Origin of the sequence: Streptomyces sp. ML-6 (assembly GCF_030116705.1) — a bacterium.
In the GTDB taxonomy this organism is placed as follows: Bacteria; Actinomycetota; Actinomycetes; order Streptomycetales; family Streptomycetaceae; genus Streptomyces.
Window position 1 is genome coordinate 6,130,118 of sequence record NZ_JAOTIK010000001.1, and the last position, 22,870, is coordinate 6,152,987.

General features: G+C 70.8%; 16 protein-coding genes. 11 read left to right on the forward strand and 5 right to left on the reverse strand.

Features of this window, described 5'->3' with window-relative positions; all coding sequences use genetic code 11:
- Positions 1-16 precede the first annotated feature (16 nt).
- The gene (gene hflX, locus OCT49_RS27180) at positions 17-1,537 is read left to right on the forward strand and encodes a GTPase HflX (protein WP_283854420.1); all 1,521 of its coding nucleotides are present in this window, start codon (positions 17-19) and stop codon (positions 1,535-1,537) included.
- Between the two features lie 80 nt (positions 1,538-1,617).
- Here the strand turns inward: hflX and OCT49_RS27185 are convergent, their stop codons facing one another.
- Both OCT49_RS27185 and OCT49_RS27190 read right to left on the reverse strand, forming a co-directional pair.
- Positions 1,618-2,790 carry a trypsin-like serine peptidase gene (locus OCT49_RS27185; RefSeq protein WP_283854421.1) on the reverse strand — a complete coding sequence of 391 codons (1,173 nt, stop codon included), beginning with the start codon at positions 2,788-2,790 and terminating at the stop codon, positions 1,618-1,620.
- A gap of 239 nt (positions 2,791-3,029) precedes the next feature.
- Positions 3,030-4,250: a trypsin-like serine peptidase gene (locus OCT49_RS27190; protein ID WP_283854422.1), complete on the reverse strand. Its 1,221-nt coding sequence runs from the start codon at positions 4,248-4,250 to the stop codon at positions 3,030-3,032.
- Positions 4,251-4,581: 331 nt separating this feature from the next.
- Here OCT49_RS27190 and OCT49_RS27195 point away from each other — a divergent pair, with 331 nt between their 5' ends.
- The 5 genes from OCT49_RS27195 to OCT49_RS27215 all read left to right on the forward strand — a co-directional run bounded on the left by OCT49_RS27195 (position 4,582) and on the right by OCT49_RS27215 (position 12,775).
- Positions 4,582-5,961, forward strand: a complete 1,380-nt coding sequence (locus OCT49_RS27195) for a diaminobutyrate--2-oxoglutarate transaminase family protein (RefSeq protein WP_283854423.1) — start codon at positions 4,582-4,584, stop codon at positions 5,959-5,961.
- A gap of 29 nt (positions 5,962-5,990) precedes the next feature.
- A complete protein-coding gene (locus OCT49_RS27200; protein ID WP_283854424.1) occupies positions 5,991-7,916 on the forward strand; it encodes an IucA/IucC family protein in 1,926 nt (641 codons plus the stop codon).
- 44 nt (positions 7,917-7,960) lie between these two features.
- Entirely contained in the window at positions 7,961-8,752 is a 792-nt protein-coding gene (locus OCT49_RS27205) for a GNAT family N-acetyltransferase (protein WP_283854425.1), read from the forward strand.
- Positions 8,753-8,852: 100 nt separating this feature from the next.
- Positions 8,853-10,754: an IucA/IucC family protein gene (locus OCT49_RS27210; protein ID WP_283854426.1), complete on the forward strand. Its 1,902-nt coding sequence runs from the start codon at positions 8,853-8,855 to the stop codon at positions 10,752-10,754.
- Between the two features lie 50 nt (positions 10,755-10,804).
- A complete protein-coding gene (locus OCT49_RS27215) occupies positions 10,805-12,775 on the forward strand; it encodes an ATP-dependent DNA helicase (protein WP_283854427.1) in 1,971 nt (656 codons plus the stop codon).
- A 147-nt stretch (positions 12,776-12,922) separates the two neighbouring features.
- On the opposite strand, the gene lexA is transcribed toward OCT49_RS27215, so the two are convergent.
- Entirely contained in the window at positions 12,923-13,717 is a 795-nt protein-coding gene (gene lexA / locus OCT49_RS27220; RefSeq protein ID WP_283854428.1) for a transcriptional repressor LexA, read from the reverse strand.
- Positions 13,718-14,264: 547 nt separating this feature from the next.
- On the opposite strand from lexA, the gene nrdR reads away from it, so the two are divergent.
- The 3 genes from nrdR (at position 14,265) to OCT49_RS27235 (ending at position 18,864) form a co-directional block, all read left to right on the forward strand.
- Positions 14,265-14,777, forward strand: a complete 513-nt coding sequence (gene nrdR / locus OCT49_RS27225) for a transcriptional regulator NrdR (RefSeq protein ID WP_283854429.1) — start codon at positions 14,265-14,267, stop codon at positions 14,775-14,777.
- 159 nt (positions 14,778-14,936) lie between these two features.
- On the forward strand, positions 14,937-17,831 hold the full coding sequence (locus OCT49_RS27230) for a vitamin B12-dependent ribonucleotide reductase (RefSeq protein WP_283854430.1): 2,895 nt from the start codon (positions 14,937-14,939) through the stop codon (positions 17,829-17,831).
- 271 nt (positions 17,832-18,102) lie between these two features.
- On the forward strand, positions 18,103-18,864 hold the full coding sequence (locus OCT49_RS27235; protein ID WP_283854431.1) for a GNAT family N-acetyltransferase: 762 nt from the start codon (positions 18,103-18,105) through the stop codon (positions 18,862-18,864).
- Positions 18,865-18,996: 132 nt separating this feature from the next.
- Here the strand turns inward: OCT49_RS27235 and OCT49_RS27240 are convergent, their stop codons facing one another.
- A complete protein-coding gene (locus OCT49_RS27240) occupies positions 18,997-19,533 on the reverse strand; it encodes a TerD family protein (protein WP_283854432.1) in 537 nt (178 codons plus the stop codon).
- A 169-nt stretch (positions 19,534-19,702) separates the two neighbouring features.
- Between OCT49_RS27240 and OCT49_RS27245 the strand changes: the two genes are divergently transcribed.
- Positions 19,703-20,308 carry a YdbC family protein gene (locus tag OCT49_RS27245; protein ID WP_283854433.1) on the forward strand — a complete coding sequence of 202 codons (606 nt, stop codon included), beginning with the start codon at positions 19,703-19,705 and terminating at the stop codon, positions 20,306-20,308.
- 74 nt (positions 20,309-20,382) lie between these two features.
- Here the strand turns inward: OCT49_RS27245 and OCT49_RS27250 are convergent, their stop codons facing one another.
- Positions 20,383-21,069 (reverse strand): TetR/AcrR family transcriptional regulator, encoded by a 687-nt coding sequence (locus OCT49_RS27250; protein ID WP_283854434.1) that lies wholly within the window; start codon positions 21,067-21,069, stop codon positions 20,383-20,385.
- A gap of 173 nt (positions 21,070-21,242) precedes the next feature.
- Here OCT49_RS27250 and OCT49_RS27255 point away from each other — a divergent pair, with 173 nt between their 5' ends.
- The gene (locus OCT49_RS27255) at positions 21,243-22,853 is read left to right on the forward strand and encodes an ABC-F family ATP-binding cassette domain-containing protein (RefSeq protein WP_283854435.1); all 1,611 of its coding nucleotides are present in this window, start codon (positions 21,243-21,245) and stop codon (positions 22,851-22,853) included.
- Positions 22,854-22,870 lie beyond the last annotated feature (17 nt).

The following is a 22,870-nucleotide window of genomic DNA, read 5'->3' on the forward strand; positions in this document are numbered from 1 at the left end:
ACGACGTAAGGATCCAATGACCTCCTCTTCTTCCCTTCCCCAGGACGCGCAGAACGCGCAGAGTGCTACGGAGAATGTCACCGAAAGCCTCACCGAGAGCCTTCGGGCCGACGCCCTGATGGAAGAGGACGTCGCCTGGAGCCACGAGATCGACGGAGAGCGGGACGGCGAGCAGTTCGACCGCTCGGAGCGCGCCGCGCTCCGACGGGTGGCCGGCCTCTCCACCGAGCTCGAGGACGTCACCGAGGTCGAGTACCGGCAGCTGCGCCTGGAGCGCGTGGTGCTGGTCGGCGTCTGGACCTCGGGGACCGTGCACGACGCGGAGAACTCCCTCGCGGAGCTGGCCGCGCTCGCAGAGACGGCGGGCGCCCAGGTGCTCGACGCCGTCTTCCAGCGCCGCGACAAGCCGGACCCGGCCACCTACATCGGTTCGGGCAAGGCGCTGGAGCTGCGCGACATCGTCCTCGAATCGGGGGCCGACACCGTCGTGTGCGACGGTGAGCTCAGCCCCGGCCAGCTGATCCATCTGGAAGACGTCGTCAAGGTGAAGGTGGTCGACCGGACCGCCCTGATCCTCGACATCTTCGCCCAGCACGCCAAGTCCCGAGAGGGCAAGGCACAGGTCTCGCTGGCCCAGATGCAGTACATGCTGCCGCGGCTGCGCGGCTGGGGCCAGTCGCTGTCCCGTCAGATGGGCGGTGGCGGTTCCAGCGGCGGTGGCGGCATGGCCACCCGTGGTCCCGGTGAGACCAAGATCGAGACCGACCGGCGTCGGATCCGCGAGAAGATGGCGAAGATGCGCCGGGAGATCGCGGAGATGAAGACCGGCCGCGAGATCAAGCGCCAGGAGCGCAAGCGCAACAAGGTGCCCTCGGTCGCCATCGCCGGCTACACCAACGCGGGCAAGTCCTCGCTGCTCAACCGGCTGACCGGTGCGGGCGTCCTGGTGGAGAACGCACTGTTCGCCACCCTGGACCCGACCGTCCGCCGGGCCGAGACGCCGAGCGGCCGGGTCTACACCCTGGCCGACACCGTCGGGTTCGTACGGCATCTGCCGCACCACCTCGTCGAGGCGTTCCGCTCCACGATGGAGGAGGTCGGCGAGTCCGACCTGATCCTGCACGTGGTGGACGGCGCCCACCCGGCGCCGGAGGAGCAGCTCGCCGCGGTGCGCGAGGTGATCCGCGAAGTGGGCGCGCTCGACGTGCCCGAGATCGTGGTGATCAACAAGGCGGACGCGGCCGATCCGCTGGTGCTGCAGCGGCTGCTGCGCATCGAGAAGCACGCGATCGCCGTCTCGGCGCGCACCGGTGCCGGTATCGAGGAGCTGCTGGAGCTCATCGACACCGAACTGCCCCGGCCGTCGGTCGAGATCGAGGCGCTCGTGCCGTACATCCAGGGCGGACTCGTCTCCCGGGTGCACGCCGAGGGCGAGGTGATCTCCGAGGAACACACCTCGGACGGCACCCTGCTCAAGGCGCGGGTGCACGAGGAACTGGCCGCGGAGCTCTCCTCGTTCATCCCCGTGGCGCACTGACCGCACGACCGCACCGCTTCGCAGAAAACCGAAGGCCCGCCCCGAGGGGGCGGGCCTTCGGGCGTACGGCCGCCGTCCCGTTACCGGCCGGCGAACTTGTCGGTCATCGTGGTGAAGACCTCCTCGGCGCCCGCTCCCAGCTGGGGACCGGCCAGCCAGCCCGAGGTCACCGGCCCGATGGAGGTGTTGGAGACCAGCACGGACTTTCCGTCACGGCCCTTCACGAACCAGCCGCCGCCGGAGGAACCGCCGGTCATGGTGCAGCCGATGCGGTACATCGCCGGAGTGCTCGGGCTGATGGAGAGCCGCCCGGGACGGTCCACGCACTTGTGCATGATCAGGCCGTCGTACGGGGGAGCGGCCGGGTAGCCCCAGGCGCCCATGCCGCTGATCCGCGAGATCTCGGGGGCGTCGAACTCGACTGCCAGGGCGTTGCCGACGGTCTCCTCCAGCGACTTGGTGCCGCGCTCCGGCTTCACGTGCAGCACCGCGTAGTCGTAGGGGGCGCCCTCGCCCCCGGTGGGTCCGCCGCCGGTGATCCACTCCCCGGACGTGGTCGCCCAGTCCGCCCAGTACGCGCCGTACGGGGCGACCTCCTGCGGCTGCGCGTTCTTCAGCGCGGCGGCGGACTTGCCCTCGTCGTTGTAGGCGGGCACGAAGACGATGTTGCGGTACCAGCCGCCCTTCGAACCGGCGTGCACGCAGTGCCCGGCGGTCCACACCAGGTTGGACTTCCCCGGGTTCTCCGGGTCCTTGACGACCGTGCCGGAGCAGACCATCGAACCCTCGGGGGAGTCGAAGAACACCTTGCCGACCGGGGCCGCGTAGTCGTGGTAGGGGGTCTTCTCGCGCACGGCCGTCACCGGGGCGGGCTCCGGGTCGCTGACGCCCTGGCCGCCGGAGACGTCACCGGCCGCCAGGGTCTTCGCCGGGTCCTTGGCGGACTTCATCCGCTCGGGCTTCCACAGCCCCTCGATGACCGGGTTGACGAAGTCCTTGGCCTCGCGCAGCCACGTGTCCTTGTCCCAGTTCTTCCACTCGCCGTTCCGCCACTTGTCCGGGTCGACGCCGTGCTTCTTCAGCTGTTCGGCCAGCTCGTCGGAGAGGGAACCGCCGCTGTTCTCGCCACCGGCGGATTCGGCGGCGGCCGGCTTGTCGGCCGCGTTGTCCTCCTCCGGCCCGCAGGCCGTGGCCGTCAGCGCGAGCGCGGCGGCGATGCCGGTCGCGGCGAGCAGCGAACGTATGGATCGCATGGAAGGAATTCCCCCTGAAATCACTGAAATTGCCATGAACTTGTCACGTGGAAGGGCGGTCGGATCCGATGGCCGCCCAGGACGCAGCCCCACCCTATGACGGTTCCGGAGGCGCTTTTCGCCACCGGAACCGGCGGGGAGGGGCGGCGCACGTGCCGGGGCCCCGGCGCACAACTCCCGCGCCGGGGCCCCGAGATGCCGTCACCGTCGCCCGGACCGGTCCGGGCGACGGCGCGTCGTCACTGTCCCGCGTACTTCTTGCTGACCGCCTCGTAGATGCCCTTGGCCTCCTTGCCGAACCGCGGCCCGGCGAGCCAGCCGGCCGTGACCGGACCGATGGAGGTGTTGGACACCAGCGCGGGCTTGCCGTCCTGGCCCGCGGCCACCCAGCCGCCGCCGGAGGAACCGCCGGTCATGCTGCAGCCGATGCGGTACATCGTGGGATCCTGCTCGACCAGCGAGAGCCGGCCCGGCTTGTCCGCGCACTGGAACGCCTTCTGGCCGTCGTAGGGCGGGGCGGCCGGGTAGCCGGTTGCCGTCATGCTCTCGATCTTCGGCACGGCCGGGGCGTTGAACTCCACGGGCAGCGCGGAGCCCACCGTCTCCTCCAGGGACTTGCCCGTCGAGCCCTTCTCCGGCGCGACCTGCAGCACGGCGAAGTCGTACGGAGCGCCCAGCCCGCCGGTCGAGGCGCCCTGCGAGATCCACTGCTCGGAGGTCTGGGCCCAGACGCCCCACCACACGCCGTAGGGCGCGATCTGCTGCTTGGTCGCCTTCTTCAGCTCGGCCAGGGAGAGGCCCTCGTTGTTGTACGAGGGCACGAAGGCGATGTTGCGGTACCAGCCGCCCTGCTTGCCCGCGTGCACGCAGTGCCCGGCGGTCCACACCATGTTGGACTTCCCCGGGTGCGCCGGGTCCTTCACCACGGTCGCGGAACAGACCATGGAGCCCTTCGGACCGTCGAAGAGCAGCTTCCCGGATTCCGGGGCGTTGGCGTGGTACGGGGTCTCCACCCCGGCGGCCCGGACCGGGGCGGGCGTCGGGTCGGTGACGCCCTTGTCACCCGAGATGTCGTTGTCGACCGGCTTCTGCGGCGCCTTGTCCGCGTCCCGCATCCGGTCCGGGTCCCAGAGGTCCTCGATGATCGGGTTGACGAAGTCCTTGGCCTCGCGCAGCCACTTGTCCTTGTCCCAGTTCTTCCACTCGCCGTTCCGCCACTTGTCCGGATCGATCCCGTGCTCCTTGAGCCGGTTCTTGAGGTCGTCCGGGATGGTGATCCCGCCGCCCGAGGACTGGCCGGTGGAGGCACTCGGCTCGCCGCCCGCGTTGTCCTCCTCCGGCCCGCAGGCGGTGGCGGTGAGCGCGAGGACGGTGGCGGCCGCGGCCGCGGCGAGCACCGAGGAGGACCGGCGGAGTGCCGTTCCCCGGCGTGCGGCGCGGGCCGGTCGTATGAGTCGCATGTGGTGATCCCCCTGGGACTTCTTCGTAACTCAACACTTCTGTACTGCACTGCGGTACTGCTCCGAGCCGCCCGGCCCGAACGTCCGACGGATCGCCGGAAGGCTGTTCGGGATCCTGTGCGGCCCCCACTATGCCGGTGCCGATGGGGACGGCGTGCGGCAGGGCCGTGGTTCCGCGGCCACAAGGATCTTCCGATTTACCCGTGATCCGGCGTGCCCGGCGTCGTTGGTACGGGCGGGGGAGCCCGGGACGGGGTTCACCCCCGCAGTCCGTCCGTGCGCCGACGCCCGGATGTGCAACGCAACCGTTACCGCGGGAGGACCGACAGCAGTGGCCGTGACCGAACCAGCTCCGGTGGCAGCACCGGCGGTGCACGAGGGGATCCTGCGCCGCCAGTCGCTGCGCGAATCCGCCGCCCGTACCTATGCGCGCTCACTGCCGATCGTGCCGGTGAGGGCGCGGGGACTGACCATCGAGGGCGCGGACGGACGGCGTTACCTCGACTGTCTCTCCGGAGCGGGCACCCTGGCCCTGGGGCACAACCATCCGGTCGTCCTGGAGGCGATCAAGAAGGTCCTCGACTCGGGCGCCCCGCTGCACGTCCTCGATCTGGCCACCCCGGTCAAGGACGCCTTCACCACGGAACTCTTCGCCACGCTGCCGAAGGAGTTCGCCGACGACGCCCGCATCCAGTTCTGCGGGCCGGCCGGGACGGACGCGGTCGAGGCGGCGTTCAAACTGGTCCGCGGGGCGACCGGCCGCAGCGGACTCCTCGCCTTCACCGGCGCCTACCACGGGATGACGGCGGGTGCCCTCGCCGCCTCGGGCGGCGCCGAGGACGTACGGGTCACCCGGCTGCCCTTCCCACAGGACTACCGCTGCCCCTTCGGCATCGGCGGCGAGCGCGGCGCGGAGATCGCCGCCCGGTGGACCGAGAACCTCCTGGACGATCCCAAGGGGGGCACGCCCCCGTCGGCCGGAATGATCCTCGAACCGGTACAGGGCGAAGGGGGAGTGAACCCCGCCCCCGACGGCTGGATGCGCCGGATGCGGGAGATCACCGCGGCCCGGTCCGTCCCGCTCGTCGTCGACGAGGTCCAGACGGGCGTCGGCCGCACCGGTGCCTTCTGGGCCGTCGAGCACAGCGGGATCGTGCCCGACGTGATGGTGCTCTCCAAGGCCATCGGCGGTTCCCTCCCGCTCGCCGTGATCGTCTACCGCTCCGAGCTCGACACCTGGCAACCGGGCGCCCACGCCGGCACCTTCCGGGGCAACCAGCTCGCGATGGCGGCGGGCACGGCCACCCTGGCCTTCGTACGGGAGAACCGCCTGGACGAGCGGGCCGCCACGCTCGGGGCCCGCATGCTCGCCGCCCTCCGGGCGCTGGCCGCCGACCACCCCACCGTCGGCGACGTACGGGGGCGCGGCCTGATGCTCGGGCTCGAACTGGTCGACCCCGGGGGCGCCGCGCCCGGCGACGGCCCCGAACCCCCGCCCGCCCCGGTCCTCGCCGCAGCCGTCCAGCAGGAGTGCCTGCACCGGGGACTCATCGTCGAACTCGGCGGACGCCACAGTTCCGTCGTACGCCTCCTGCCACCCCTCACCCTCACCGACGAACAGGCAACAGCGGTCGTGGACCGCCTCGCCGACGCCCTGGCAGCCGCCGAGCGGCTGTCGTTCCGCCGGACCACGACCGGGTCGGTCCGCTGACCCCGGACACCCTCACGAGAAAGACCGCCGTGAACCCCACCTCCGCCCCCCACACCGACGGCCCTTCCCCCACCCAGCAACGAGGGCCGGTCGGCCCCGCCGGGAACCTCGTCATCGAGCAGTCCCTCGAGCAGTCCCTCGAGCAGTCCATCGAACAGTCCGTCGTGCCGTGCCAGAAAGCGGCACCGTACGACGAGTGGTACCTCCCCGAGGCGACGGCCGACGGTTCGGTGCCCACCGACCTCCTCGACCACCCCGACCCACGACGGGCCGCCGACGCCGCGGGCGTCGAGAACCTGCTGCGTTGCTGGGCCCGGGAGTGCGACCTGTCCCGGCCGGACGGGGACACCCTCCGCATCCCCCTCCCCGCCAGCGGAACGGCCCTGCTCGTCCCCGTCCACTACTGGTCGGCCACCGGCTGGCACCGCTTCGGGACACCGGCCCTGGAAGGGGCGCCCGAAGGAGCCCCGGCCGCCGACGCCGTCACGATCGCCGCCCTCCTGGGCCGCGAGGCCGACCGGGACGAGGGCGCCGACATGGTGGCCCGGGTGGCCGACTCGGTACGGCGGACCGCCGGCTTCATCGAGGAACGGCGCCGGGCCCCCGAGGCCCCCGCCGGAGCGGACCTCTTCCTCACCGCCGAGCAGTCGCTGCTCCTCGGCCACCCGCTCCACCCCACCCCCAAGAGCCGTGAGGGACTTTCCGACTCCGAATCCCGCCGCTACTCGCCCGAGTCGCACGGGTCCTTCCAGCTGCACTGGATGGCCGCCGACCGGTCCGTGCTGGACGACGACTCCGCCTGGACCGAGAGAGGCCGCCCCGTGCAGGCCATGGAACTGATCGCCCCGTACGCCGAGGGACTGCGCCTCCCCGTCGCCACCGAGCCGATCCCGCTCCACCCCTGGCAGGCCCGGGAACTCCGCCACCGCCCCGAAGTGGCCGCCCTGCTCGACGCCGGAATCCTCTACGACCTGGGGCCCCACGGGCAGCGCTGGCACCCCACCTCCTCCGTCCGCACCGTGCACCGCCCCGGCGCCCAGTTCATGCTCAAGCTCTCCCTCGGCGTACGCATCACCAACTCCCGCCGCGAGAACCTCCGCAAGGAACTCCACCGCGGCGTGGAGGTGCACCGACTGCTCCGCACCGGCCTCGCCACCCAGTGGCACGCGGCCCACCCGGGCTTCGACATCGTCCGCGACCCCGCCTGGATCGCCGTCGACTACGTGGACGGCAATCCCATCGCCGGGTTCGACGTGATGATCCGCCACAACCCCTTCGGACGGCACGACGACGCGGTCTGCATCGCCGCGCTGACCGCCCCCCGCCCGTGGCCGGGCAGGACGGGAATGCGCTCGCGCCTCGCCGAGATCGTCCGCTCCCTGGCTGCCGCCACCGGGAGGGCCGTGCCGGAGGTCGCGGCCGAGTGGTTCCTGCGCTACCTGGACCGCGTCGTGCGCCCGGTGCTCTGGCTCGACGCGCACGCGGGCGTGGCCCTCGAAGCCCACCAGCAGAACACCCTGGTGCTGCTCGACCCGGAGGGCTGGCCCATCGGCGGCCGCTACCGCGACAACCAGGGCTACTACTTCCGCGAGTCCCACCGCACGGTGCTGGAGCACCGGCTCCCCGGCATCGGATCGGACAGCGACACCTTCGTCTCCGACGAGGTGACCGACGAGCGCTTCGCCTACTACCTCGGCATCAACAACGTGTTCGGCCTGATCGGGGCGTTCGGCGCCCAGCAGCTCGCCGACGAACGGGTACTCGTCGCGGCCTTCCGCAGATTCCTCGGCTCGGTCGCCGCCCTGGGCTCCCCGCTGCCCGCGCAGCTGCTGGAGAAGACCCGGCTGCGGTGCAAGGCCAACCTGCTGACCAGGCTGCACGGTCTCGACGAACTCGTCGGTCCGGTGGACACCCAGTCCGTCTACGTCACCATTGCCAACCCCCTGTGTGCCTGAGGGGACACGACCCCCGCCTGGTCCGCCGAGAGGAGAGCGACACCATGGCTCCCGCCGATGCGCACGCCGACGCGGGCCCCGTTTCCGCCGCACAGGCCGACACGGGCGCCGAGGACACCCTGGACCTGCCGCTCTCCGGAGAAATCCTCGCCCTGTTCGGGGAGGACCCGGCGGCCACCCCGGCACCGGCCGCGCCCGCGTCGTCCCGCACGGACGGCGCGGGCGCGGCCGTTTCCCGCCCGGTCACGGGCGGGGCGCCCCCGTCCGATCTGCTCGACCACCCGGCCGACTGGCGACCGGTCACCACCCCGGCCGGAGTGTTCCAGCTCGTCCCGGTACGACTGGAGCGCGACCTCGCCGTGCTGAGCCGCTGGATGAACGACCCCGCCGTCGCGGCCTTCTGGGAACTCGCCGGACCGGAGACCGTCACGGCCGACCACCTCCGCCCCCAGATCGAGGGCGACGGACGCAGCGTCCCGTGCCTGGGCGTCCTGGCGGGCGTTCCCATGAGCTACTGGGAGATCTACCGCGCGGATCTCGACCCGCTGGCGCGCCACTACCCCGCCCGACCGCACGACACCGGAATCCACCTGCTCATCGGCGGCGTGAACAACCGCGGCCGCGGCATCGGCACCACCCTGCTGCGGGCCGTCTCCGACCTCGTGCTCGACAACCGCCCGCGATGCGCCCGGGTCGTCGCCGAGCCCGACCTCCGCAACACCCCGTCGGTCTCCGCCTTCCTGAGCGCAGGATTCCGCTTCTCCGCCGAACTCGAACTTCCCGACAAGCGAGCCGCCCTGATGGTCCGCGACCGCGCCCACCGCGTCCACCTGTGAACGCCCGTGCCCACCTGCGAACGACCGTGCCCACCTGTGAACGAACTGCCGTGCAACTCATATCGTCCGAACCCCATCGGTTCCGTCCCGAGGAGTCACCGTGCCGAAATATCCCACGAGCCATGATTTGGCGGAGCCCGTCGAGCTGCTCAGCGCGCCGGAACTGAACCGGACGGTCTGGGACCGGGCCGCCGCCCGACTGCTCGCGAAGATGCTCGCCGAATTCGCCTACGAGGAACTCGTCGAGCCGGTCGCCCAGGAGGGCGGGGACGGCGACACCTACACCCTCGGGCTCGACGACGGCGCCGTCCTCGGCTTCCGGGCCCGCCGGGGCGTGTACGACAGCTGGCGGGTCGACCCCGACTCGATCGTCGAGACACGGGGGAGCGCACCGAAGGACCCGGCGGGCGCGGACCACGCCCCGAACACGCCCGGCGCACCCCCCGGCGACGAGAAGACCGGCCCCGTCCCCTTCCGGGACCCGCTGCGGTTCCTCGTACGGGCCCGCCACCTCCTGGACATCGACGGCGCCACCCTCGGCCACCTCATCCGCGAGATCACCACCACCCTCGCCGCCGACGCCCGGCTCGACCACACCGCGCTCCCGGCGGCCCGGCTGGCCGAACTCGACTACGCCGAGCTGGAAGGACACCAGACCGGCCACCCCTGGCTCGTCGCCAACAAGGGCCGCCTCGGTCTCTCCGCCGCCGACACCTCCCGCCACACCCCCGAGGCCCGCCACCCGGTCAGGCTGCCGTGGATCGCGGTCTCCACGAAGATCGCCGCCTACCGCGGGGCGGGCGGCCTGGCCGACCCCGAGCGGCTGTACACCCGGGAACTCGATCCGGCGGTCCGCGACTCCTTCGCCGCCGAGCTCCGCGGCCGCGGCCTCGACCCGGACGACTACCTCTTCCTCCCCGTGCACCCCTGGCAGTGGGACGAATGGATCGTCCCGGTCTTCGCCCCCGCCATCGCCACCGACGACATCGTGCCGCTCCCCGCCGACCCGGACCTCCGGCTACCGCAGCAGTCCATCCGCACCTTCTCCAACGTGACCCGCACCGACCGGCACACCGTCAAGCTGCCCCTGTCGATCCTCAACACGCTGGTCTGGCGGGGACTGCCGACCGAGCGCACCCTCGCGGCCCCCGCCGTCACCACCTGGGTCCAGGGCCTGCGCGACCAGGACGCCTTCCTCCGCGACACCTGCGGGGTCATCCTGCTCGGCGAGGTCGCCTCGGTCACGGTCGAGCACCCGCTCTACGACCGCCTCCCCGAGGCCCCGTACCAGTTCAAGGAGATCCTCGGCGCGATCTGGCGCGAACCCCTCCAGCCCCGGCTCGCACCGGGCGAGCGGGCCCGGACCCTCGCCTCGCTGCTCCACGCCGACCCGCAGGGACGTGCCTTCACCGCCGAGCTCGTCGCCCGCTCCGGACTCGCCCCCACCGCCTGGCTGACCCGGCTGTTCGCCGCGCTGCTCCCGCCGCTGCTGCACTTCCTCTACCGCTACGGCACGGTCTTCTCCCCGCACGGCGAGAACGCCATCGTGGTCTTCGACGAGCAGGACGTGCCGGTGCGCCTGGCGATCAAGGACTTCGTGGACGACGTGAACGTCAGCGCCCGGCCGCTGCCGGAGCACGAGTCGATGCCCGAGGACGTGCGCCGCACCCTGCTCACCGAGGAGCCCTCCTTCCTCACCCAGTTCATCCAGGCCGGACTGTTCGTCGGGGTGTTCCGCTTCCTCTCCCCGCTGTGCGAGGAACAGCTGGGGGTCCCGGAGGCCGATTTCTGGTCACTTGTCCGCGCCGAGATCCTGCGGTACCACGCACGCTTCCCCGAGCTGAAGGAGCGGTTCGAGACGTTCGACCTGCTCGCACCCCGGATCGAGCGGCTCTGTCTCAACCGCAACCGTCTGCACGTCGACGGATACCGGGACCGCCCCGAACGCCCGCACGCCGCCATCCACGGGACCATTCCCAATCCGCTGCACCCCTCCTCCTGAGGCCGGGAGTGATCGCCGTTGTCAGTGGCGCCCCGTAGGGTGGTCGGGCTATGACGAAGCCATCCCTCCCCGATCTCCTGCACGCCGCCGTGACCGCCGTCGGCGGTACGGAAAGGCCGGGCCAGGCCGCCATGGCCGAGGCCGTCGCCGAGGCCGTCGACGACAATTCCCATCTGCTCGTCCAGGCCGGCACCGGCACCGGCAAGTCCCTCGGCTACCTGGTGCCCGCGCTGGCGCACGGGGAGCGCGTCGTGGTGGCCACGGCGACCCTGGCGCTGCAGCGGCAGCTCGTGGAGCGGGATCTTCCGCGCACGGTCGACGCCCTCCACCCGTTGCTGCGCCGGCGCCCCCAGTTCGCCATGCTCAAGGGCCGCTCGAACTACCTCTGTCTGCACCGGCTCCACGAAGGGGTGCCGCAGGACGAGGAGGAGGGGCTCTTCGACCAGTTCGAGGCCGCGGCCCCGTCGAGCAAGCTCGGTCAGGACCTGCTGCGACTGCGGGACTGGTCCGACGAGACCGAGTCCGGCGACCGCGACGACCTGACCCCCGGGGTCTCCGACCGCGCCTGGGCGCAGGTCTCGGTCTCCTCCCGCGAATGTCTCGGCGCGAGCAAATGCGCGTACGGTGCGGAGTGCTTCGCCGAGCTGGCCCGGGAGCAGGCCAAGCTCGCCGATGTCGTCGTCACCAACCACGCCCTGCTCGCCATCGACGCCATCGAGGGCGCCCCGGTCCTCCCGCAGCACGAGGTGCTGATTGTCGACGAGGCCCACGAGCTGGTCTCCCGGGTCACCGGAGTGGCCACCGGCGAGCTCACCCCGAGCCAGGTCAACCGCGCCGTGCGCCGGGCGGCGAAGCTGGTCAACGAGAAGGCGGCCGACGCCCTGCAGACCGCGTCGGAGGGGTTCGAGCGGGTGATGGAGCTGGCGCTCCCCGGCCGTCTGGAGGAGGTTCCCGAGGACCTCAACTACGCGCTGCTGGCGCTCCGCGACGCCGCGCGTACGGTGATCTCGGCGCTGGGGGCCACCCGGGACAAGTCCGTCCAGGACGAGGACGCCGTCCGCAAGCAGGCCCTGGCGTCGGTGGAGACGATCCACGGCGTCGCCGAGCGCATCACCCAGGGCTCGGAGTACGACGTCGTCTGGTACGAGCGCCACGACCGCTTCGGCGCTTCGCTGCGGGTCGCCCCGCTCTCCGTCTCGGGGCTGCTGCGCGAGAAGCTCTTCACCGAGCGGTCCGTCGTCCTCACCTCGGCCACGCTCAAGCTCGGCGGGGATTTCAACGGGGTGGGGGCCTCGCTGGGTCTCGCCCCCGAGGGCACCACGGGCGACGACCTCCCGCAGTGGAAGGGGCTGGACGTCGGCTCCCCGTTCGACTACCCGAGGCAGGGCATCCTGTACGTCGCCCGGCACCTGGCCACCCCGGGGCGGGAGGCGTCCCGCACCGACATGCTGGAGGAGCTCGCCGAGCTGGTGGAGGCGGCCGGGGGGCGCACCCTCGGGCTGTTCTCCTCCATGCGGGCGGCCCAGGCCGCCGCCGAGGAGCTGCGGGGCCGACTTGACAAGCCGATCCTGCTGCAGGGCGAGGAGACGCTTGGCGAGCTGATCAAGAATTTCGCGGCCGATCCGGAGACCTGCCTCTTCGGCACGCTGTCGCTCTGGCAGGGCGTCGATGTGCCGGGGGCCAGCTGCCAGCTGGTGGTCATGGACCGGATCCCGTTCCCGCGCCCCGACGATCCGCTGATGAGCGCCCGCCAGAAGGCGGTCGAGGAGGCGGGGGGCAACGGGTTCATGGCGGTCGCGGCGACACACGCGGCGCTTCTGATGGCCCAGGGCGCCGGTCGGCTCGTACGGGCCACGGGGGACAAGGGAGTGGTCGCGGTACTCGACCCGCGCCTGGCCAACGCCCGGTACGGGAGCTATCTGCGCGCCTCGTTGCCCGACTTCTGGTACACCACCGACCGCAACCAGGCGCGCCGCTCGCTCGCGGCGATCGACGCGGCGGCCAAGGCCGACGGCAAGTAGGCCGGACCGGGACGCTCAAGCACGGGCACCCGTACGCGGGCGCGGGTGTCCCGGCGTAAGGGTGCCCGTGCGCGAGGGAACCGGGGCATGGGCAGACCCCGGGATCGGCGCAGTGGATCCCGGGGCCCGGTCCGAGCGGGCGGGTCGTCACACCCGCCGCAGTACCGCCACCACCTTGCCGAGGATCGTCGCCTCGTCGCCGGGGATCGGCTGGTACGCGGAGTTGTGCGGGAGCAGCCACACATGGCCGTCCTCCCGCTTGAAGCGCTTGACCGTGGCCTCGCCGTCGAGCATGGCGGCCACGATGTCACCGTTCTCCGCGACGGGCTGGCGGCGCACGGTGACCCAGTCGCCGTCGCAGATCGCCGCCTCGATCATCGAGTCGCCGACGACCTTGAGGACGAACAGCTCTCCGTCACCGACCAGTTGGCGGGGGAGGGGGAAGACGTCCTCGACCGACTCCTCGGCGAGGATCGGACCACCGGCCGCGATCCGGCCGACCAGCGGTACGTACGACGCCGCGGGCTTGCCGGTCGTGTCGGTGGGCTGCGAGCTGGGCTGGTCCGAGCCGCGGACCTCGTACGCCCGGGGGCGGTGCGGGTCGCGGCGCAGGAACCCCTTGCGCTCCAGGGCCATCAGCTGATGGGCGACGGAGGACGTACTGGACAGGCCCACCGCCTGGCCGATCTCGCGCATCGAGGGCGGGTAGCCGCGCCGCTGCACGGAGTCCCGGATCACCTCGATCACCCGCCGCTGCCGGTCCGTGAGCCCCGAGCTGTCCGCCCGGATGCCGGGAGGTCGACCGGGCAAGGAGCGCGCTGGGCGCGCGGGCTCCGGCCCCTCCATGTTCGTGACTGAGTCATTCATGGCATGCACCGGCTCGAATCGGCTCTGGGAGCGGTCCTGGACGGTGATGGTGGCGCTGTCTGCGGTGGTGGTCACGTCGGCCCCTCTCGAATGGTCTCCCTGGCTGGACAACGGTAGTAGCTTTCGAAAGGTTGCGCCAAACACACGTTCGAGTGAAAAACGAATAAAAGTCTGTCCAGTGCTGACCGCTGGGTGTATGGGCGGTGGCCGGGTGTCATGATCCACCGCCGGGCCGGCCGGTGATCCGGGCGGTTCACGGTAGCGGCCGCCGGGGCGTCGCCGGCGCGCGGGGCGGACGGACCGGGGCGGTCGCGCGGGAGGGCTCCGGGGTGTTGTCGGGGTCCGACAGCGGGAGCCCCGCGATCCTGGCCGCCCCGCCGTTCCCGTACCCTCTTCCACGGCCGTACGCTGCCTGCCGATCGCTCGTGATGCACGACACGCGGTAGGGCTGGATGTGCAACCAAACCCAAGATCTAGTGGTTGGATTGCCTCGGCCGCCCAGAAGTTGTGGTCCCCGGTCGGCCGGGGGTGTGGCCATCGCCTATGCTTGTCACTGCTTCGAGGGGCCCCTGCGGGCCCTGCAGAGGCTATTCAGTCGTGCTGTGAAGGAGGGTTGGGAGCCATGCACTGCCCCTTCTGCAGGCACCCCGACAGCCGGGTCGTCGACAGTCGCACCACCGATGACGGCACGTCCATCCGACGCCGCCGCCAGTGCCCCGACTGCTCCCGCCGTTTCACCACGGTGGAGACCTGTTCGCTGATGGTGGTGAAGCGCAGCGGCGTGACCGAGCCCTTCAGCCGCACCAAGGTCATCTCCGGCGTGCGCAAGGCGTGCCAGGGCCGGCCGGTCACCGAGGACGCCCTCGCCAAGCTCGGCCAGCGGGTCGAGGAGGCGGTGCGTGCCACCGGCAGCGCCGAGCTGACCACGCACGACGTGGGCCTGGCCATCCTCGGCCCCCTGCAGGAACTCGACCTCGTCGCGTACCTGCGCTTCGCGTCCGTGTACCGGGCGTTCGACACACTCGAAGACTTCGAGGCCGCCATCGCGGAACTCCGTGAGGAGCGGCCTCCCGCGAAAGAACGCGGGAAGGGCGAGACCCCCGCGGTCCCCGTTCCCGCCGTCGCCGCCGACTAGAGCGGCACCGGCCTGCCGCCACGGGTCCGTGGACCGGCGGTGGGGCGGCTTCATGAACCTGCTTCGGGCGCTGTGTGGTGCCCGAAGCATCAGAGACAGACTGTGCCCCGGGAAGTTCTGGGCACTTCAGGGCGTTTTTGCCCACATATGGGAGGCGGCATGACAGAGACGGCGAGCGGCCCGGCACGAGGTTCCCGTACCAAGGGATCCAAGGCGAGCAAGGGTCTGCGCATCGAGCGCATCCACACCACCCCCGGCGTGCATCCGTACGACGAGGTGACGTGGGAGCGCCGTGACGTCGTCATGACCAACTGGCGCGACGGCTCGATCAACTTCGAGCAGCGTGGCGTCGAGTTCCCCGACTTCTGGTCGGTGAACGCGGTCAACATCGTCACCAGCAAGTACTTCCGCGGGGCCGTCGGCACCCCGCAGCGCGAGACCGGTCTGAAGCAGCTCATCGACCGGATCGTGAAGACGTACCGCAAGGCCGGCGAGGACCACGGCTACTTCGCCTCTCCCGCGGACGCCGAGATCTTCGAGCACGAGCTGGCGTACGCCCTCCTGCACCAGATCTTCAGCTTCAACTCGCCGGTCTGGTTCAACGTCGGCACGCCCCAGCCGCAGCAGGTCTCCGCCTGCTTCATCCTGTCCGTCGACGACTCCATGGAGTCGATCCTCGACTGGTACAAGGAAGAGGGCATGATCTTCAAGGGCGGCTCCGGTGCCGGCCTGAACCTCTCCCGCATCCGCTCCTCCAAGGAGCTGCTGTCCTCCGGCGGCAACGCCTCCGGTCCGGTCTCCTTCATGCGCGGCGCCGACGCCTCCGCCGGAACGATCAAGTCCGGCGGCGCCACCCGACGCGCGGCCAAAATGGTCATTCTCGACGTCGACCACCCCGACATCGAGAACTTCATCGAGACCAAGGTCAAGGAGGAGGAGAAGATCCGCGCCCTGCGCGACGCGGGCTTCGACATGGACCTGGGCGGCGACGACATCACGTCGGTCCAGTACCAGAACGCCAACAACTCGGTCCGGGTGAACGACGAGTTCATGAAGGCCGTGGAGGCCGGCGGCAAGTTCGGGCTGCGCGCCCGGATGACCGGCGAGGTCATCGAGGAGGTCGAGGCCAAGTCCCTCTTCCGCAAGATGGCGGAGGCGGCCTGGGCGTGCGCCGACCCGGGCATCCAGTACGACGACACGATCAACCAGTGGCACACCTGCCCGGAGTCCGGCCGGATCAACGGCTCGAACCCCTGCAGCGAGTACATGCACCTGGACAACACCTCGTGCAACCTCGCCTCGCTGAACCTCATGAAGTTCCTCAAGGACGACGGCAAGGGCAACCAGTCCTTCGAGTCCGAGCGCTTCGCCAAGGTCGTCGAGCTGGTCATCACCGCGATGGACATCTCCATCTGCTTCGCGGACTTCCCGACCCAGAAGATCGGTGAGAACACCCGCGCCTTCCGTCAGCTGGGCATCGGTTACGCCAACCTCGGCGCCCTGCTGATGGCGACCGGCCACGCCTACGACAGCGACGGCGGCCGCGCCCTCGCGGGGGCCATCACCTCGCTGATGACCGGCACCTCGTACAAGCGCTCCGCCGAACTCGCCGCGGTCGTCGGCCCGTACGACGGCTACGCCCGCAACGCCGAGCCGCACCAGCGCGTCATGAAGCAGCACGCCGACGCCAACGCCGCGGCCGTCCGCATGGACGACCTGGACAGCCCGATCTGGGCCGCCGCCACGGAGGCCTGGCAGGACGTGATCCGCCTCGGCGCGAAGAACGGTTTCCGCAACTCGCAGGCCTCGGTCATCGCGCCCACCGGCACCATCGGTCTCGCGATGTCCTGTGACACCACCGGTCTCGAGCCCGACCTCGCCCTGGTCAAGTTCAAGAAGCTGGTCGGCGGCGGCTCGATGCAGATCGTGAACGGCACCGTCCCGCAGGCCCTGCGCCGCCTGGGCTACCAGGAGGAGCAGATCGAGGCGATCGTCGCCCACATCGCCGAGCACGGCAACGTGATCGACGCCCCCGGTCTGAAGACCGAGCACTACGAGGTCTTCGACTGCGCCATGGGCGAGCGCTCCATCTCCGCGATGGGCCACGTCCGCATGATGGCCGCGATCCAGCCGTGGATCTCCGGCGCCCTGTCCAAGACGGTGAACCTGCCGGAGACGGCCACCGTCGAGGACGTCGAGGAGGTCTACTTCGAGGCGTGGAAGATGGGCGTCAAGGCGCTCGCCATCTACCGCGACAACTGCAAGGTCGGCCAGCCCCTCTCCGCGAAGACCAAGGAGAAGGAGAAGGCGGAGGTCACGGCCAAGGCCGAGGAGACCATCCGTACCGCGGTCGAGAAGGTCGTCGAGTACCGCCCGGTCCGCAAGCGTCTCCCCAAGGGCCGCCCCGGCATCACCACCTCCTTCACGGTGGGCGGCGCGGAGGGCTACATGACCGCCAACTCCTACCCGGACGACGGTCTCGGCGAGGTCTTCCTGAAGATGTCCAAGCAGGGTTCGACTCTCGCGGGCATGATGGACGCCTTCTCCATCGCCGTCTCGGTCGGTCTGCAGTACGGCGTCCCGCTGGAGACGTACGTCTCGAAGTTCACCAACATGCGCTTCGAGCCGGCCGGCATGACGGACGACCCGGACGTGCGGATGGCACAGTCGATCGTCGACTACATCTTCCGCCGCCTCGCGCTGGACTTCCTGCCCTTCGAGACCCGCTCCGCCCTGGGCATCCACTCGGCCGAGGAGCGTCAGCGCCACCTCGACACCGGTTCGTACGAACCCTCCCTGGAGGACGAGGAACTGGACGTCGAGGGCCTGGCCCAGTCCGCACCGCTGCGGACGGAGCCGCTGAAGGCGGTGGCCGCGGTGCAGGAGGCCGAGAAGCCCGCGCCGAAGACCGCGCACACCTCGGCGGAACTCGTCGAGATGCAGCTGGGCATCAGCGCGGACGCGCCGCTCTGCTTCTCCTGCGGCACGAAGATGCAGCGCGCCGGATCCTGCTACATCTGCGAGGGCTGCGGCTCGACCAGCGGTTGCAGCTGATACCGGGTGCGATCGAGTCCGACGCGGCGTTGAGCGTCCGCCGCTGAGGACACCGGACCGCGCATGAGGAAGGGTGTCGGCCATGGGCCGGCACCCTTTCCGGCGTGCCGGGACGGCGAAGGTTCGGAAATTCCGTGTCCTTCGCGCGTCGAAGCCGCACGGAGCGCGTTACCGGCCTCCGACGGTGAAGCACTCCGGGACACCGGGGACTTGTCCTCCCCGCGGAACAATTCGAAGGTGCCCGTGGCTCACGGCTGCGTAGAGTCCCCCCATGCCGAGCCCGGAACTCCAGCGGATCACCGCCTTCTTGACCGACTTCGCCCGCCGCCAGGCCGAGCGAGTCGTCGAACTCCCGGGCGGATTCGCCGTACTCGACGACACATTCGCCCGTTCCCGCGCGAACAACCAGATCTTCATCGGCGCGGCCGTGGATCCCGGGGCGCTGCCCGCCGTCGCGGAGGAGACGCTGGGACATCTGAACCACCGGATGATCTCCGTGCTCGACGACGGCATCGCGGCGGCGTGCGCGGAGCCGCTGATCCGGGCCGGATACACACACTCCACCTATCTGCTCATGCTGCACGCCGGGCCGGTGCCGACCGGCGGGTCCGCGGAGGAGGTGGACCTCGACGCGCTGCGCGCTCCACTCGCCCGGCAGTGGCGGGAATTCCTCCCGGACGTGGACGACGAGGCAGTGCGCCACCTCGTCGACCGGCGCGAGGCCCGTCGGCGCGGGGCCGACATCGTGCGCTTCATCGGCGCCCGCACGGAGGAGGGCGAGGTCGCCTCATGGGCCGACCTCTATCTGGACCCGAGGACCGGTACGGCCCAGATAGAGGACCTGGTCACCTCGAAGGCCCACCTCGGGGGCGGTCACGCCGACGCCGTCCTGGCCACCGCTCTGCGCTCGGCCGCCGCCGAGGGTTGTGGCACCCGCTTCCTGTCGGCCGCCGAGGAGGACTGGCCGCGCCACTGGTACGAGCGCCGAGGCTTCTCCGCGATCGGCCGCACGCACTGCTTCGAACGCGACTGAGTGCGGGACGCTCCGGGCGGGGGAGCGGCCGGACAGTGGTCCGCGGCACGAAGGGGACCGCTCGGTGGCCGGTCCCCTTCGGCATACCGGTCGGCGCCTTGCCCGCCGACCTCCTCGGCGTGCCGTGACCCGTCACGCCCCGGGCGTACGGTTTCCCATTTCACCGGCGAACGAGTCGGGGTCCCCGTCGAAGCCGCGAACCATGCTGCGGAACTCCCAGGCACCGGAGGCGCCGCGGACGAACTCGGCGACGGTCGCCGCGGTGGCGGTGCCGACCGCGGAGAAGTCGTCCTCCGCCAGGTTCGTGTAGCCCTCCCGGATCTGGACGCCGGTGTTCGGTATGTCGGCGAACGCCTTGCGGCCGTCGCGCTGCTGGATGGCGACCCCGACGACGACCCGGGCGTACGTGGATGCCAGCCGGCTCAGCTCCAGCGTCATCACCTCGTCGAAACCGAAGCCCTGACCGGTCCTGCTGTCGCGGTTGAGGTTGATGGTGCCGTCCGGCGAACGGCTGTCGAAGTGCACCAGATACGCGGGGGCGCCGTACGGCGCGTCCGCGAGGTACGTCGCCGCGATGATGTCGAGGTCATGGTCGGGAGTGCCAGAAGGACTGGGATCCCATTTGAGCCTGACTTCGACCTTCTCGATGTCCTTGTTGGGCGTGCTCATCGGACTTGCCTCCCTGGCTTGCCGCCGGGCCCTCGGGCCGTTCGTTCCACCCGATCATGTCCGTAACGGACCGCGGATCCAACCGACTTGGCCCTCGATGGCGGAATCGGGCCACTGCGGCCCCGCCGGAGGGTGACCCGCGCCACGCCCGGCGCCGTACGATGGCGCGGTGCTGGTCAAGTGGATTCGTTGCACCGTGGTGGACCGTCGAGGCTTTGAACGGGGGCAGCGGAAGTGGGCGGAGCTGCTGGGCGAGCCCGGATTCAGGGGGCAGGGCGGCGGGTGGAGCCGGGAACGCCCGGACGTGGCGCATGTCTTCGCCTTCTGGGAGAACCGTGTCTTCTACGACTCGTTCATGGCGCGGATACACGACGATCTGGCAGCCGCGCAGTCCGGTACGTACAGTGGCATTCAGGTCAAACTGTTCGAGTACCGCTTCGATGTGAAGACCGGTTTTGAGCCGCGCTTCACCGACGCGGACGTCATCAGGGTGGCGCACAGCAAGGTGCGCGAAGACCGGGTGGAGCACTTCGCGCTGATGCAGGAACGGGTGTGGAACCCGGCGATGGCCGGATCGCCCGGCATGCTGCGAGGAGTGTTCGGCGAGGCGCCGGGGCACGAGTTCCTGGTGCTGTCCATGTGGCAGTCGAGCGCCGAGCGGGGCAAGTACCGGGCGGGGAGCATCGAGCGACTGTCGCAACGGGCGCAGACCGAGGACGACGTGACGGCGCTGGCGGGAGACGTCGTGCAACTGGAACCCTCCTGGACGGTGTGACGGCTCGGCGCGGCGGATCCGGCCGCGCCGGTGGTGGGGACGGACGGCCGGCCGCGGATGCTGCGAGCCGCCGATCAGGCGGGCCCGGCCGGGGCGTCGGTGCCTTCCGGGGCGGTCGCGGTGTCGAAGACCCCGGCTCGGGCGGCCGTCAGCGCAGCGGCGGCGCACTGGTCGGCCAACTCCCCGTCGACGGGCTCGCGGGTGATGAACAGTCTGAGGAACAGCGGTGACACGACGGCTCTGACGAGCGCCCCCGCATCTGTTCTCCGGTCCAGCTCGTGTCGGGCCACGGCGCGCGCGACGATGGCCTCGCAGCGTGCGAACCGCTCCGCATAGAAGGCGTTCAGCGCCTCCGCGGCGCGTCTGGACTGGAACGCCGCGGCGATGAAGGCGGTCGGCGCGGCCGCCGTGGCGGGGGTGGTGAAGGACTCGGCCGTCGTGTGCGCCAGCGCGCGCAGGTCCCCCTCCAGACTTCCGGTGTCGGGCGGCGCCCAACTGTCCTCTCCGGCCAGGTCGAGGGCGTCCGCGACCAGCCCCTCGATGTTCCCCCAGCGCCGGTAGAGGGTCGTCTTGTGGATGCCGGCGTGCTCCGCGACGTATTCGACGGTGAGGCCCGGGTAGCCGTGTTCCACCAGCCCGGTGAGCACGGCGTCCCGGACCGCCGCCCGGGTCCGGGCGGTGCGACCGCCGGGACGGCGGGTGCCGGGCGCGAGCGGGGCCGTCGGTGTCCCGGCTGGCGAGGTGTTTTCTTGCTCATTCAATTGCCACTCCAGTTGCGTTAGTGGATTTCAGTGTGCCACACTCGCCTTAATGCGACAACGGTGGCATTTGATTGAGCTCGCCGGGTCCGTTCGTCGGCGGCCCGGCCGCCGGCCGCTGTCGCCCCTGTCCCCAGATCGACCTGTTTCCCGAACGACTCAGTCCGGAGGCGCTCTTGCCCACGCAGATCTCATTGCGCGATGTGTCCGTGTCCCGAGGTGAAAGGCTGTTGCTCGACGATGTCTCACTGACCGTGCGCCCCGGTGAACGGATCGGCATCGTGGGGGAGAACGGCGCGGGGAAGACGACCCTGCTCCGCCTGCTCGCGGGCCTCGAACGCCCCGATTCCGGAAGCGCGTTCACGGCCGCGGACGGCGGTACGGGCCTGCTGGCCCAGACCCCGCGACTGCCGCCCGACAGCACGGTCCAGGACGTGATCGACGACGCGCTCGCCGAACTGCGCACGATGGAACAGCGGTTGCGCGAAGCCGAGGCGAAGCTCGGTACGGCCGACCGGGCCGCGCTCGCCTCCTACGGTGACCTGCTCACCGAGTTCGAGGCACGCGGCGGATACGAGGCGGACGCGCGGGTCGACAAGGCGATGCACGGTCTCGGTCTCGCCCACATAGGACCGGACAGGGGACTGGGCAGCCTTTCCGGCGGCGAGCAGGCACGGCTCGGCATCGCCTGCCTGATCGCGGCGAGCCCCGAGGTGATGCTGCTCGACGAACCCACCAACCACTTGGACGGGGCGGCTCTCGACTGGCTGGAGAGCGCCCTGCTGACACACACCGGCACGGTGGTCGCGGTCTCCCACGACCGGGTCTTCCTGGAACGGGTGGCCACGGCGGTGCTGGAGGTCGACGCCGACCGGCGCACGGTCGTGCGCTACGGGGGCGGCTACTCGGGATTCCGGACCGAGCAGGACGCCGCACGACGACGCTGGGAACAGTCCTACGCCCAGTGGTGCGAGGAAACCGCGCGGCTGGAGGAGTACACGACGACCACTGCCCACGGCGTCGCGGCCGGCCACGCCATCAAGGACAACAACAAGATGGCCTACGACCGGGCCGGGGGCCGGGTCCAGGCCTCGGTGTCCGGCCGGATCCGCAATGCCGAGAAGCGCCTGGAGCGGCTGAGGGAGCAGCCGGTCCCCCGGCCGCCCGACCCACTGCGCTTCGCCGCCCTGCCCGCCGCCGGTACGACCGGGGGCGAGCTCGTCTCGCTGACCGGCATACGCGTCGGCGACCGGCTCGCGATCGACCGGCTCTCCGTGGCGGCGACCGACAGGATCCTGATCCACGGGGGCAACGGCGCGGGGAAGTCCACCCTGCTCCGCGTCATGGCGGGCGTGCTCGAACCGGACGCGGGGCGCGTGGTCCGGCGGGGTCGGATCGGCTACCTCGCCCAGGAGGTGCCGGTGAACCGCCCGACGGAGCGCGTACTCGCGACATTCGGCCGAGGGCTGCCCCTCACCGAGGACGAGCAGGTGGAACTGCTGCTCTCATACGGACTGTTCCGCCCCCGGGACCTTCGGGTGCCGGCCGGATCGCTCTCCGCCGGGCAGCGCAGACGGCTCGCTCTCGCCCGCCTGCTGGCCCGGCCCGCGGACCTGCTGCTGCTCGACGAGCCCGCGAACCATCTGGCACTCGGTCTCGTGCAGGAGCTGGAAGAGGCACTGGCCCACTGGCGGGGCGCGCTGGTCGTCGTCTCCCACGACCGGCTGCTGCGCCACCGCTTCACCGGTGAGATCCGTCGGATGGGGTCCGGACAACTGCTCGAATGAGCCGTGCTCGATCTAGG

What these genes read in the sequence shown, in the direction of transcription:
- hflX (WP_283854420.1), top strand. Translation starts at nt 17, where the DNA reads ATGACCTCCTCTTCTTCCCTTCCCCAGGACGCGCAGAACGCGCAGAGT.
- OCT49_RS27185 (WP_283854421.1), bottom strand. Translation starts at nt 2,790, where the DNA reads ATGCGATCCATACGTTCGCTGCTCGCCGCGACCGGCATCGCCGCCGCG.
- OCT49_RS27190 (WP_283854422.1), bottom strand. Translation starts at nt 4,250, where the DNA reads ATGCGACTCATACGACCGGCCCGCGCCGCACGCCGGGGAACGGCACTC.
- OCT49_RS27205 (WP_283854425.1), top strand. Translation starts at nt 7,961, where the DNA reads ATGGCTCCCGCCGATGCGCACGCCGACGCGGGCCCCGTTTCCGCCGCA.
- OCT49_RS27215 (WP_283854427.1), top strand. Translation starts at nt 10,805, where the DNA reads ATGACGAAGCCATCCCTCCCCGATCTCCTGCACGCCGCCGTGACCGCC.
- nrdR (WP_283854429.1), top strand. Translation starts at nt 14,265, where the DNA reads ATGCACTGCCCCTTCTGCAGGCACCCCGACAGCCGGGTCGTCGACAGT.
- OCT49_RS27230 (WP_283854430.1), top strand. Translation starts at nt 14,937, where the DNA reads ATGACAGAGACGGCGAGCGGCCCGGCACGAGGTTCCCGTACCAAGGGA.
- OCT49_RS27235 (WP_283854431.1), top strand. Translation starts at nt 18,103, where the DNA reads ATGCCGAGCCCGGAACTCCAGCGGATCACCGCCTTCTTGACCGACTTC.
- OCT49_RS27240 (WP_283854432.1), bottom strand. Translation starts at nt 19,533, where the DNA reads ATGAGCACGCCCAACAAGGACATCGAGAAGGTCGAAGTCAGGCTCAAA.